Source organism: Candidatus Delongbacteria bacterium (assembly GCA_041675285.1).
Classification (GTDB): domain Bacteria; phylum CAIWAD01; class CAIWAD01; order CAIWAD01; family CAIWAD01; genus CAIWAD01.
Genome location: JBAYTZ010000004.1, coordinates 162,240 through 174,505, shown reverse-complemented (window position 1 = coordinate 174,505; position 12,266 = coordinate 162,240). Strand labels below are relative to the sequence as shown.

Annotated in this window: 8 protein-coding genes and 1 riboswitch; of the genes, 2 read left to right on the top strand and 6 right to left on the bottom strand. The window is 65.1% G+C overall.

The features are described 5' to 3' along the window. Positions 1-75: 75 nt before the first annotated feature. Positions 76-208, top strand: a riboswitch (cyclic di-AMP (ydaO/yuaA leader). 233 nt (positions 209-441) lie between these two features. The 6 genes from WC326_05650 to WC326_05625 form a co-directional block, all read right to left on the bottom strand. Beyond that, positions 442-1,467 (bottom strand): oligopeptide/dipeptide ABC transporter ATP-binding protein, encoded by a 1,026-nt coding sequence (locus WC326_05650; GenBank protein ID MFA7330545.1) that lies wholly within the window; start codon positions 1,465-1,467, stop codon positions 442-444. Further along, a complete protein-coding gene (locus WC326_05645) occupies positions 1,464-2,519 on the bottom strand; it encodes an ABC transporter ATP-binding protein (protein ID MFA7330544.1) in 1,056 nt (351 codons plus the stop codon). The genes WC326_05650 and WC326_05645 overlap by 4 nt, the downstream gene beginning before the upstream one ends. 27 nt (positions 2,520-2,546) lie before the next feature. Then, on the bottom strand, positions 2,547-3,605 hold the full coding sequence (locus WC326_05640; GenBank protein MFA7330543.1) for an ABC transporter permease subunit: 1,059 nt from the start codon (positions 3,603-3,605) through the stop codon (positions 2,547-2,549). Between the two features lie 18 nt (positions 3,606-3,623). After that, positions 3,624-5,123, bottom strand: coding sequence for an ABC transporter permease subunit (locus WC326_05635; GenBank protein MFA7330542.1), 1,500 nt, complete (start codon positions 5,121-5,123; stop codon positions 3,624-3,626). A gap of 72 nt (positions 5,124-5,195) precedes the next feature. Then, positions 5,196-7,190, bottom strand: a complete 1,995-nt coding sequence (locus WC326_05630) for an ABC transporter substrate-binding protein (GenBank protein MFA7330541.1) — start codon at positions 7,188-7,190, stop codon at positions 5,196-5,198. Between the two features lie 199 nt (positions 7,191-7,389). Continuing rightward, entirely contained in the window at positions 7,390-8,115 is a 726-nt protein-coding gene (locus WC326_05625) for a hypothetical protein (protein ID MFA7330540.1), read from the bottom strand. 286 nt (positions 8,116-8,401) lie between these two features. Between WC326_05625 and WC326_05620 the strand changes: the two genes are divergently transcribed. After that, positions 8,402-10,498: a helicase-associated domain-containing protein gene (locus tag WC326_05620; GenBank protein MFA7330539.1), complete on the top strand. Its 2,097-nt coding sequence runs from the start codon at positions 8,402-8,404 to the stop codon at positions 10,496-10,498. A 350-nt stretch (positions 10,499-10,848) separates the two neighbouring features. Continuing rightward, a complete protein-coding gene (add, locus tag WC326_05615) occupies positions 10,849-11,895 on the top strand; it encodes an adenosine deaminase (GenBank protein MFA7330538.1) in 1,047 nt (348 codons plus the stop codon). Positions 11,896-12,266 lie beyond the last annotated feature (371 nt).

The window sequence follows — 12,266 nt, the reverse complement described above, 5'->3', positions numbered from 1 at the left end:
GCCGCGGGCCTCTCCGGCAGCGGAGCGCCCGCGCCCCGCCAGCCCCTTGCACTCTTGCAGCCTCATGTCTACGTTGCCAGCGCATCGCTGAATCCCGCCGGTGCGGGAGCGGGGGACCCAACTATCGGGGCGAAGCGCCACCCGGCGCGGGGCAATCTCTTCGGCCCCAGCCCGCCAGCTAACCTCGCAAGCGTCGAAGGGGGCGTTTTCCGGTCAGCCGGACCACACCTCCAGGTTCGGACCGGGCGCGGGAAACAAAGCCACAAGCCGTCACCAGCACCCTTTCCGGACCGCAAATTTCTCGGTCAGGACACCCTGTTCCCGGAGTCCAATCCAGAGCGGGGGGTGCTCCACGACCGCAGCGCAAACGAGGCCCCCGCGGGGGCCTCGTTCTGCAATGTCCAACTCATGTCAGCCGAGGAAGTCCTAGAACTCATTTCGTCACTCCGCGAAGGGACACGCCACCTGACGGCCGTCGGCCAGGGTGCGGTAGGCGGGGATGTCCCGCGCGCACTCCGGGCGCACCACCGGGCAGCGCGTGCGGAAGGCGCAGCCGCTGGGCTTGGCGATGGGGTTGGGCACGTCGCCCTGCAGGAGCTTGCGATCCTTGGTCTTCACGCGGTCCGGATCCGGCAGCGGCACGGCCTCCAGCAGGGCCTTGGTGTAGGGATGCTTGGGGTTGCGGTAGATGTCCTGGGCCTTGCCCAGCTCCACCATGCAGCCCAGGTACATCACGGCGATGCGGTTGCTGATGTGCTCCACCACCGAGAGGTCGTGGGCGATGAACACGTAGGTCAGGTTGAACTCCTCCTGCAGGTCCTGCAGCAGGTTGATCACCTGGGCCTGGATGGAGACGTCCAGCGCGCTCACCGGCTCGTCGGCCACGATCAGCTGGGGATTGGTGGCCAGGGCGCGGGCGAAACCCACCCGCTGGCGCTGGCCGCCGGAGAACTCGTGTGGGTAGCGGTAGGCCTGTTCCTTGGAGAGGCCCACCTTGTCCAGCAGCCAGAAGACGCGTTCGTTGACGTCCGCCACCTTCATGCCCGGCTGGGTGATCTGCAGCGGCTCGGCGATGATGTCCCGCACCAGCATGCGCGGGTTGAGGCTGGAGAAGGGATCCTGGAAAATCATCTGGATGTCGCTGCGGTACTTGCGCATCTGGTTGCGCTTCAGCCGCGCCAGGTCCACCCAGCCGTCCTCCGAGGTGTTGAAGTTGATCTTGCCGTGGACCTCCACGTCCGGCGAGCCCGACTGGAGGATGTTCACGATGGCCCGGCCCACGGTGGTCTTGCCGCAGCCGGACTCGCCCACCAGGCCCAGGGTCTCGCCCTTGTTCAGTTCGAAACTCACGCCGTCCACGGCCTTCACTTCGGCGACCTTGTGCAGCATGATGCCGCCGTGGATCGGGAAGTGGACGCGCAAATCCTCCACGCGCAGCAGGGCGTTCTTGTCGCTCTCCGTGCTCATGCGTTCTCTCCCCGCAGCTTGGCGTCCTTGGAATACAGGTGGCAGCGCACCTGGTGGTCCGCGGCCAGTTCCACCAGATCCGGCACCAGGCTTTCGCAGTGCGGCATGGCCTTGTCGCAGCGGGTGCAGAAGCGGCAGCCCTTGGGCATCTCCAGCATGGAGGGCACGGAGCCGCGGATGGTGGACAGGCGGTGCTGGCGCTCCTTGTCCGGCCGGGGCAGGCTGCCCAGCAGACCGGCGGTGTAGGGATGGGCCGGCGTGTTGAACAGGACGTGGCTGCTCGCCACCTCCTGGATGTGCCCGCCGTACATCACGATGACGCGCTCGCAGGTTTCCGCCACCACCGCCAGATCGTGGGTGACCAGCACGATGGAGGCCTCCTGGCGCTTCTCCTTCATCTGCAGCATCAGCTGGAGGATCTGGGCCTGGATGGTCACGTCCAGCGCGGTGGTGGGCTCGTCGGCGATGAGCAGGGCCGGGTTGCAGACCAGGGCCATGGCGATCATCACCCGCTGGCGCATGCCGCCGCTGAATTGGTGCGGATAGTCGTCCATCCGCTTCTCGGGGGCCGGGATGCCCACCAGCGCCAGCATCTCGATGCCCAGCGTGCGGGCTTCCTGCTTGCTGATGTTGCGGTGGAAGCGCACGGCCTCGGTCATTTGCATGCCGATGGTGAAGACGGGGTTCAGGCTGGTCATCGGCTCCTGGAAGATCATGCCGATGTCCTGGCCGCGGAACTTGCGCATCTCGTCGTAGGAGAGCGAGAGCAGGTTGATGGCCTGGCCGTCCTTGTGGTAGAGGATCTCGCCGCCCACGATGCGGCCCGGCGGATCGGGAATCAGGCGGTTGATGGACAGGCAGGTGACGGACTTGCCGCTGCCCGACTCGCCCACGATGCCCAGCACCTCGCCCCGGAGGATGTTGAAGGACACGTTGTCCACCGCCTGCACGGTGCCCGCCTCCGTGTAGAAGTGGGTCTGCAGGTTGCGGATCTCGAACAGCACGTCCGCTCCGGCCGGCGGGCGCGGGGCAGCTTGGTTCAGTTGACTCATGCGAAAAGCTCCTTGCAGCGCTGCAGCCTAGCGCAGGCGCGAGTAGACCTTGGGATCGAAGGCCTCGCGGATGCCTTCGCCGATGAACACCACCATCAACAGGGTCAGGAAGAAGGCCGCTTCCGGCGCCAGCACCAGCCACCAGTCGGTGATGTTGGCCATGCCCACCTTCACCATGTTGCCCCAGGACGGTTCCTCCGGCGGCAGGCCGAAGCCCAGGTAATCCAGCGAGACCAGCGCGCCGATGTTGCCCACCACGGCGAAGGGGCCGAAACTGATGATCGGCGTCAGGCTGTTGGGCAGGATGTGCTTGAAGATGATCCGCCGGTCGCTGGCGCCCATGCTCACCGCCGCCTGCACGTAGTCCTTGGTCTTCTCGCGGTAGAACTCGCCGCGCACGTAGCGCGTGATGCCCATCCAACCCCACATGATCATGAGCACGGCCAGCAGCCAGAAACTGGGCTTCACCAGCGTGACGATGATCATGATCATGAACAGGAAGGGCACGGCGGACCACAACTCCACCAGGCGCTGCACCAGGATGTCGAAGGTGCCGCCGTAGTAGCCCAGCAGCCCGCCCACGCTCACGCCGATCAGGTAGGAGAAGATGGTCACCACCAGGGCGAAGCTGATGGACACGCGGTACCCGTAGACCAGCCGCGACAGCACGTCCCGGGCCCGGTCGTCCGTGCCCAGCCAGTGGGTTCCGCCCGGGCGGTGGGGCGGCGTGCCGGGCAGGTCCAGCAGGCTTTCCTTGGGCCCGTAGGGATAGACCGGCATCAGCACGAAGTCGCCCTTGCCCTCGGCCTTGTACTGGGCTTTCAGGTTGCGGTAGTTGGGATCGCCGATCCGGTTCTGCCCCAGTTCCTGGGCCGAGATGTAGCTGGTGAAGAGCGGGAAGTGGTACTCGCCCTGATGCTTCACCACCAGGGCCTGGTTGCCCACCACCAGCGGCAGGCCGAAGGAGAGCAGGTAGGTGCTGAAGAAGATGAGCAGCGACCAGTAGCCCCGCTTCATGGACTTGAATTTGCGCCAGCGTTTGGCGTTCAGCGAAGTGCCAACGACGAGATCCGGCTTGTTAGCCATCGTGGTGCTCCCAGGTGCCTATTTGAAGCGGATGCGCGGATCGATCGCCGCGTAGATCATGTCGGACAGGATGTTGCCCATCAGCCCGATCACCGCGCTGATGACCATCGAGGACAACATCACGGGATAGTCCCGGTGAATCAGGCTGTTGAAGCCCAGCAGGCCGAAGCCGTCGATGTTGAACACCTTCTCGATCAGGTAGCTGCCCGCGAAGATGATCCCGATCAGGTGCCCCAGCCCGGTGGCCAGGGGGATCAGGCTGTTGCGCAGGGCGTGCACGAAGACCACGCGCTTTTCCGAGAGGCCCTTGGAGAAGGCCGTGCGCACGTAGTCCTGGGAGAGGTTCTCCATCCGGCTGTTCTTCATCAGGATGGTCATGCTGGCGAAGGAGCCGATCTCCCAGGCGATGATGGGCAGGATGGTGTGGTGCACCTGGTCCCAGATCTTGGCCCAGAAGCCCAGGTATTCCCAGTCCTCGCTGCGGAAGCCGCCCAGCGGGAAGACGTCCCAGAAGGAACCGCCGCCCAGCAGCACCAGCAGCACGGCGCCCAGGGCCCAGCCGGGGATGGAGTAGCCGATGAAGACGATCACCGAGCTGGCCGTGTCGAAGCGGCTGCCGTGCTTGACGGCCTTCCAGACGCCCAGCGGGATGCAGATGCTGTAGACCAGCACCAGGCCGATCACGCCGAAGTAGATCGAAACCGGGAACTTGGACTTCATCACGTCCCAGACGGGCCGGCTGTAGGTGTGGGAGCGCCCCAGGTCCAGGTGGAAGATGCGGATCAGCCAGGCGCCGTAGCGGCCGTAACTGAAGGTCTTCCAGACCAGGGCCACGGGTCCGGTGCCCTTGGCCTCGTTCTTGGCGGCCCAGCCCTTGACCTGGGCCAGCTTGGTCTCATAGTCCTGGCTGATCCAGACCGGCAGGGCCAGCCGCTTGATCAACAGGTCCACGGCCTTTTCCCGCTGGCTCGCGTCCAGCTGGCCGCTCTCGTCCAATGCCACTTTGAGCAGAGCCGGCACCGCGATGTCGGCGCAGGCGATCACATTGGAGCGCAGCTGTTCGATCCGTTCGCGCTCCGCCTTGATCTCCTCCCGCAGGTGGTTGACCTGGGCCCGCATGGGGGCCGTGTCCTCCCCCTCGCGCATCCGCCCCAAGAGGGAGGTCAGCTGGACTTCGCGCTCCTTGAGCGCCGGTTCTTGCCGCAGGCCTTCCATGTACCGCGTCACCTGCTTCTCCGGACCCCAGATCCGGAAGTTCAGCAGCACGGGCTTGTCGTATCCGTAGTAGGCCTTCATCTCCTCGAGGGCCTCGGCCGGGATGGTGGTCCCGCCGGAAGCCACGTCGTTGCTGCCGCCGGCGCCGGCCTCGCCCATCTGCGTCATGCCCATCTTCAGCGAGATGATCTCCTGCTCCAGCGGTCCGCCTGGAACGAACTGAATGATGGTGAACGCGATCAGGGTGATGCCGATGAAGGTGGGAAAGGCCAGCAGGAAGCGGCGGATGAAATAGGTGGTCATGGGACCTTCCTGGTTGTCCTGCGATCGTGGGAAAAAGCCCGCCGGCCTGGGTAGACCGGCGGGCGTCGGAGTCTAGCGGGCGATCGTGGCGGGGTCGTACCCCTTCCAGTAATCGATCTCGACCTTCTCCAGCGGCATGTTCTGGTCCTTCTTGATGGCCTTGACGAGCGCCTTGTGCTTGTCGGCGTCGTACCACCACAGGCTCACGATGGAGCGCCAGTCGCCGGTGCGGGCCAGGCCCCACTCCGGCATGCCGAACTTGTTCCAGTAGCCCACGCGCGTGAAGGGTCCGTACCAGCCCAGGGCTTCCTGATAGCTTTCCATCAGAATGGTGTCCGTGCGCCGGATGAGCTTGATGCGCTCTTCCTGGCTGAAGGTCTTGTTGTAGACCTCGCACAGGCTGTCCAATTCCTTGCTCTTGAAGCCGGAGAGGTTGTTGGTGTTGGGCTCGTCGGCCAGGTTCGACTTGAACGAGGACTCGGGATTGGGGAAATAGAGTCCGGTCCAGGTCTGCCAGTGCATCTTGAACTTGCGGTCCATCACCATTTGGAACTGGGTGGCGGCGGTGGTGGGCTTCAGGTTCAACTTGACGCCGGCCTGCTTGTAGTCTTCCTGGATCACGGTGATGATGCGCTCCCAGGTGGGGCTCTCGTCGGTCATCAGGTCCAGTTCCAGCCGCTGGCCGCGGGCGTTCACCAGATAGCCCTCGCCGTCGCGCTGGGCGAAGCCGGCCTCGGCCAGCAGGCGCAGGCCGGTTTCCGGGTCGTACTTGATCTTCTCGTTGTTGGGATTCTCGTAGACGCTGCCCGGGTAGTAGCTGTGGATGGGCAGGTACTCGTTGTAGAACAGCTTGTCGATCAGCTTCTCGCGGTTCAGCAGGTAGGCGAAGGCGCGCCGCACGCGGATGTCGTTGAAGGGCTCTTCGCGCATGTTGAAGACGAAGCCGCTGGTGCCGTTGGGGTTCTGGGTGTAGATCTTCTTGCGCTGGATCCAGCCCTTGCCCAGCTGCTCGATCTGCTCGGGCAGGAACTCCTTGACCCAGTACTTGGCCTGCCCGACGATGTAGATGTCCAGCTCGCCTTTTTTGAACATCTCGCGCTGCAGGGTCTCATCGGTGACCACGCGGAACTTGACCTTGGTGAAGTTGCCCGAGCCCTTGCCGATGGGGCTGTCCTTGTCCCAATAGTTGCTGGTGCGGGTCATGGTCAGGCTGTTGCCCTGGTTGATATCCTCGTCACGCAGCAGGTAGAGGCCGGAACCGGGCATGGTCTGGTTCTGGAAGCGCTCCATGTACTCCTTGGCCGTCATGGACCCGATGATGTGCGCCGGGTAGATGGACATGGAGGCGCCGAAATAGAGGAAGTGCCGCCAGTTGAGGTCCTTGGTGGAGGTGCGCACCAGGTAGGGGCTGAGCACTTCGGGCTCGCTGTATTGCCGGTAGAGGATGCCGTTGTAGGGTTGCAGCAGGCCGTCGTCCACCATCAGCTTCCAGGTGGCCTTGATGTCCTCGGCCGTGATGCGGTGGCCCGTTTGCCAGCGGGCGTTGGGATTGATGCGGAAAGTGAAGGTCTGGCCGCCCGCGGCGTTGTCCTCGACCTTCCAGTGGGTGGCCAGGGAGGGCGTGAACTCGTCCGTCCAGCTGTCCAGGCCCATCATGGACTCGTACATCATGCCCGAGACCATGCTCATGAAGGCCGTGTTGGCGTCCTTGCCCTCGCTGCGCAGGGTGGCCGGGAACTCCTGCAGGGGGATGCGCAGCATGCCGCCGGGCACGCCGCGGGGGTCGGCCATGGACTTCTGGTTCTCGTTGGTCTTGAAGCCCAGCGAGGCCGCGAGCTGCTCGAAGCCCGCGCCGCCCAACTCCGCGGAGACGTCCGGCAGGGCGCCGGGAGGATTCTCCTGGGTTTCGAAGCCCTTGGAGGCCCAGTACTCAATGGAGTTGATGCCTTCATCCGGCTCCATGACGGGGCCGGTGTCGAAGCGCGCCGTTCCGCCACCGCAGCCGATCAGGCTGCCCATCATGGCCGCGCCGAGCAAGATCAGGATCGAGGACTGGCCGAATCTCATGGCTCCTCCTGCTTCCAGGTGCTGGGTCGATTCCGACCCGGGAAATTGAGTTGGGATGGCGCGCCGTCTGACAGCTTGTCGGCTTTCTTGCCGCGCGCCAACAGGTTAAGGCGAAAACATACCAGTCAGCTGATTGAGTTCCAATGAACCAGCTTCCACAGCAACAACCGCGCCGACTTTTGGGAGGGATCGGACAGGCTCAGCGCCCGCTGAAATCGAAGACCAGCGAGAAGGAACCCAGCCGGCTGGTGATCATGGCCAGCTGCCGGTTTTCCTGGAACCGGACGCCGAAACTCATGGCGGCCTTGTCGCCCTGGGCCCCGTCCAGCTGGTAGCGGTAGATGTGGCTGGGTTCGTCGCGCTTGAGGGGCAGTTCGCGGATCAGGTTCTCCGGGCCGAACAACTCGCGGATATCCGCCAGGGTCAGGGCCGGGAAGCGGGCGTTCTCCCGGGCGGGCACGTGGCTGACAACGCGCTTGTGGAAGACGTCCAGGTCCGTGGCCGGCCCCACGAACTGGCGGATCAGCATTTCGATGCGCGCGTCGCCCAGTTTGTCGGCGAAGCGCTTGTCCACGTGCAGGCCCACCAGCAGGTCGGATTGGAAGCGCAGCTCCAGAGTGACCGTCTTGCCCCGCTGGGGTGGCCGGCGCTGCCAGCGGAAGATCCAGGTCTCGCCCGTGGCGTCCTTCAAGATCCGGCTGGGCGGACGGCCGTTGGCCAGGGCGCGGATGTCCTCCGTGGTCAGCCGCGGCTGCAGGAGCCGGATCCCCGGGCCCTGCACCGGCCCGGCCTTCTCGTAGCGCACGAACTCGTCGAACTTGAGCAGTTGCCGACGAGTGGCCCATAGGTGGTTGACGGTGCTGAGCATGCAACCGCTGGAAATCAGCGCCAGCAGCAACAGCGCCAGCCACTTCCTTTTGCCCATCCCCACCTTCCTCCCGGCGTCCAGCTTGACATGGCTAGGGTGAACTGTTACTCTCACAAACCTTTAACAGGCGAGGAGAGCGGCCCCCTCCCTGTCGGCGGCCCCGCGGCTACCGGGTGCCACCCCGGGCCAATATCCAAGTCAGAGACGATCCTTCACACCCGATATGATGGCTTTCCATTTCCCATCCGACTTTCTGCGCGCCCTGAGACACCTCGCAACCTTTCAGGAAAGCCAGCACCAGCACCTGGAGATCATTTTCTATCTGGCTGCCGAAGGCGGAACCGTGCCCCTGCCGGAATTGAACCGGCTGTTGGCGCATCTGCCCGGCGAAGGCGCTTCCGAGGCCCTGGCCAGCCTGGTCACGGCCGGTCTGGTGGCCTTGCGCCCGGCCGTCGGTCCCGACGGCGAGCTGGAAGAGGCCGAGAGCCTGGTGACCCTGGTGGACAACCTCGAGCCGCTCTTCCGGCTGCCCAGTTTCTACCGCAACCGGCTGCGCCGCAAGATCGTCGGCCGCGACCTGGAGGAGCTGAAGCGCATGTGCGCGGGCTTCTACGCCAGCTCGCCGGAACCCGCCGCCGCGGACTGCCAGGACCGCACCCGCCTGCTGGCCGCCTGCAAGGCCCTGCTCGTCGACTCCGCCGGCTTCCGCAAGGCCCTGGACGAGCACGTCTCCTGGACCGGGCAGGTGATCCTCAAGGTGCTCTCCATGTTCCCCGAGGGCCTGCCCCTGAAAGATCTGCGCAAGCAGATCGGCTTCTTCGGGATCAAGCTCGACTCCGACGAACTCAAGCGCGAGCTGGTGCTGCTCTTCCGGGCCACGGGCCTGGTCTGGACCAGCGACGGCAGCGCGCTGCTCAAGCACGACCAGTACTTCCCCGCCGAGTCCCGCATCGTGCTGGTGCAGGATTCACTGGCCATGATCCGCTCCAATTGCCAGCTGCCCGAGGCGCCGCCCCAGCTCTACCCGGCCTTCAGCGGCCGCCTGGAGCCCGAGGCCTGGAAGGTGCGGCACGAACCCGCGCAGCTCTTCCAGAACGCGCTGATCCTGCTCGTGCATCTGGTCAATCACCGCGTGCAGCGGATCCAAAAAGGCGGCGTGCACAAGACCGAGGTCAAGCGCGTCTGCAGCCTGTTCCAGCCGGCGCAGGAAGACCAGCACCTCTTCAGTTTCCTCTTCGACTACTTCGAGGCCCACGGCATCGTGCAGCTCAAGCACGAGGTCTGGGCCGTGAACGTGCCCGTGGCCGCGGCCTTCTTCCGCCAGCCCGGGGAGAGCCTGCGCCGCATGATGAGCGACGCCTTCGGCGCCGACGTGCTGGCCGCCGGCCGGCTGGAGGAGCACCTGGAGCGCGCCGAGAGCGCGGGCCTGGATCCCCTCAAGCTGCTCTGGCTGTTGCAGCACGTCAGCCCCGCCGCCTGGATCGCGCTGGAGGAATTGACCTTCCTCTACGCCCAGCTGGAAGGCGGGCAGCGCAGCGACAACCAGCGCGTGGCGGTGGAAAAATTCATCACGCATCAGCTGGTCAAGCCGCTGTTCTGGTTCGGGCTGGTGGAACTCTCCAACCACCCGGAGCAGGGCGGGCTGGTCTTCCGGCTCTCGGAGCGCGGCCGGCGCGTGCTGCAGGAAGGGCAGCTGCCCGACGACCTGGACGGCTGGTACGATCCGCAGGAGAAGCTGCTGGTCCAGGCCAACCTGGAGGTCTTCCTGCCCGCGCGCTTCCTGCCCGAGCACACGCTCTTCCTGGCGCGTTTCGCCGACTACGAAAAGGGCCGCTACCGCATCGGCAAGCAGTCCCTCTCCCGTGGGCTGGATTCCGGCCTCTCGCTGGAGCACATCCAGGGCTTCCTGGTGGAGCACTCCTCCCAGTCCATTCCCCAGAACGTGAACTATCTGGTGGAGGAGGTGACCAACCGCCACGGCCACATCCTGGTGGATCCCCAGCTGATGGTGCTGAAGACCGAGAACGCCCAGTTGATGCAGGAGCTCTGCCTGGCCCCGGGCCTGCGCAAGTCCTGGCTGGGGCTCTTCGACGAGCAACTGATGCTGCTGGCCTCCAGCGTGCGGGTCCAGAAGCTGGTGGAGGAGCTGCGCCGGCTGGGCTACATGCCCCGCGTACGCTGGGAAGCCGTCATCGACGACGAGGCCGAGCAGCTCGAACTCTCCCAGGTGGAACGCCTGCGTCTGCTGGCCCTGCTCAAGGCCTATGAATACGCCGAGCGCGTGCATCCCGAACTCTCCGAGCTGCTCAAGGCCGTCAGCGAGCAGCTTACCGACGAGGATCGCGCCGAGATGGGCCTCATCCCCCAGCGCAAACTGGGCGACTCCTACGCCAAGCTCGACGCACTCAGCGCGGCACTGGCGGCGGGCAAGCTGCAGTAGCGGACAAGCAAACACCCTCAACTGCGCCGTAGGCTGGATTCTTCCCCCGCGCCCCGCGGGGGAAGCCGCGCCGCAGGCGCGAATGGGGGCCCGGACTCTCGAACACCCCCATCCCCCGTCGCTACGCGACGCCTTCCCCCGCCGGGGGCGAGGGAAGGGAATTGGCTTCGCCTCGCTTGACCGCAGGGGATCCCAGCGTTCGCTGGGATGACAGGACCGGCGGGGAATGAGGACTCGCCGGGTTCCGAGTGGTATGTTGACCCACCGTGGACGCGGAGCGGAATCCGCCATCCGGCATCAGAATTGAGGGCCGTCCTTCGGGACCGGCCCTTTTGTCAACCGGAGGGGTCATGAGCCTCACTCGCGAGAAAATCCTGTCCATGCCCAAGGCGGAACTCCACTGCCACCTGGATGGATCGCTACGGCTCCCCACCATGATCGAGCTGGCCCGCGAGCGCCATGTAGAACTGCCCAGTTTCGACCCCGCCGAGCTGTTCACCAAGCTGCGCCTGGGCCAGAACTACGAGAGCCTGGTGGACTACCTGGCCGTCTTCCGCTACACGCTGGCCGTGATGCAGGACGTGGCGGCCCTCGAACGCACTTCCTTCGAACTGGCTGAGGACTGCGCCAAGGAGAACGTGCGCTGGCTGGAGGTGCGCTACTCGCCCATCCTGCACATCGAGAAGGGCCTGAGCCTGGCCCAGGTGATGGACGCCGTGCTGGCCGGCCTGCGCCGCGCCGAGCGCCAGTATCCCATCCGCTGCGGCGTGATCGTCTGCGGCATCCGCAACATCAACCCCGCCACCTCCCTGCGCCTGGCCGAGCTGGCCGTGGCCTACAAGAGCGCGGGCGTCGTGGGCTTCGACCTGGCGGGCGCGGAGGCCAATTTCCCGGCCAAGGACCACCGCGAGGCCTTCTACCTCATCCGCAAGAACAACGTCAACTGCACGGTGCACGCCGGCGAGGCCTACGGCCCGGAGAGCATCCACCAGGCCCTGCACCACCTCCACGCCCAGCGCATCGGCCACTCCACGCGGCTGAAGGAGGATGGCAGCCTGCTGAACTACATGAACGACCTGCGCATCCCCATCGAGGCCTGCCCCACCAGCAACGTGCAGACGCGCGTGGTCCAGGACCTGGCCTCGCACCCGCTGAAGTTCTACCTGGACTACGGCCTGCGGGTGACGGTGAACACGGACAACCGGCTGATCAGCGACACGACGATCACCGAGGAGCTGTGGCGCATGACCCAGACCTTCCGCCTGAGCGAGCACGAGGTGGCGAAGATCATCACCAACGGCTTCAAGAGCGCCTTCCTGCCCTACCGGGAGAAGCGCGCCATGCTGCACGCCGCCCTCACAGAGATGGGCTACGATGGCGTGCTGGTGGGTTACTGAGGCAGGGGCCATCCCTGCCGAGTGAACGACTCACCACAGAGGCACAGAGACGATTTCGGATTGAGTGGTGAACGTATCACCGCTCCATGGTGACACAGAAGTTCTTTGGATCAGGCGAGGTGAAGCCCGCAGGGCTGAACCAGAAAATGGGTGAAGCGCGCAGCGCGAACCAACTTCCTGGAGACAGGAAGGAGACGCTGCCGCCAGCGGAAGCCCGCCGGGAGGCGGGCTGACTCTGGCGAGTGAGAAAAAGCGCCTCTTTGGCTCCACCTTTCTGGCGCAAGCAGAAAGGTGGAAAACAAGGGGCCCCGGCAGATGACTGGCGGGGTGATGGGATCCCCCGGTCAAGCCGGGGGATGACGAACGCCTCG

Bases quoted from the DNA above. Each gene is read 5' to 3' on its own strand.
- WC326_05650 (MFA7330545.1), bottom strand. From the start codon at position 1,467: ATGAGCACGGAGAGCGACAAGAACGCCCTGCTGCGCGTGGAGGATTTG.
- WC326_05645 (MFA7330544.1), bottom strand. From the start codon at position 2,519: ATGAGTCAACTGAACCAAGCTGCCCCGCGCCCGCCGGCCGGAGCGGAC.
- WC326_05640 (MFA7330543.1), bottom strand. From the start codon at position 3,605: ATGGCTAACAAGCCGGATCTCGTCGTTGGCACTTCGCTGAACGCCAAA.
- WC326_05635 (MFA7330542.1), bottom strand. From the start codon at position 5,123: ATGACCACCTATTTCATCCGCCGCTTCCTGCTGGCCTTTCCCACCTTC.
- WC326_05630 (MFA7330541.1), bottom strand. From the start codon at position 7,190: ATGAGATTCGGCCAGTCCTCGATCCTGATCTTGCTCGGCGCGGCCATG.
- WC326_05625 (MFA7330540.1), bottom strand. From the start codon at position 8,115: ATGGGCAAAAGGAAGTGGCTGGCGCTGTTGCTGCTGGCGCTGATTTCC.
- add (MFA7330538.1), top strand. From the start codon at position 10,849: ATGAGCCTCACTCGCGAGAAAATCCTGTCCATGCCCAAGGCGGAACTC.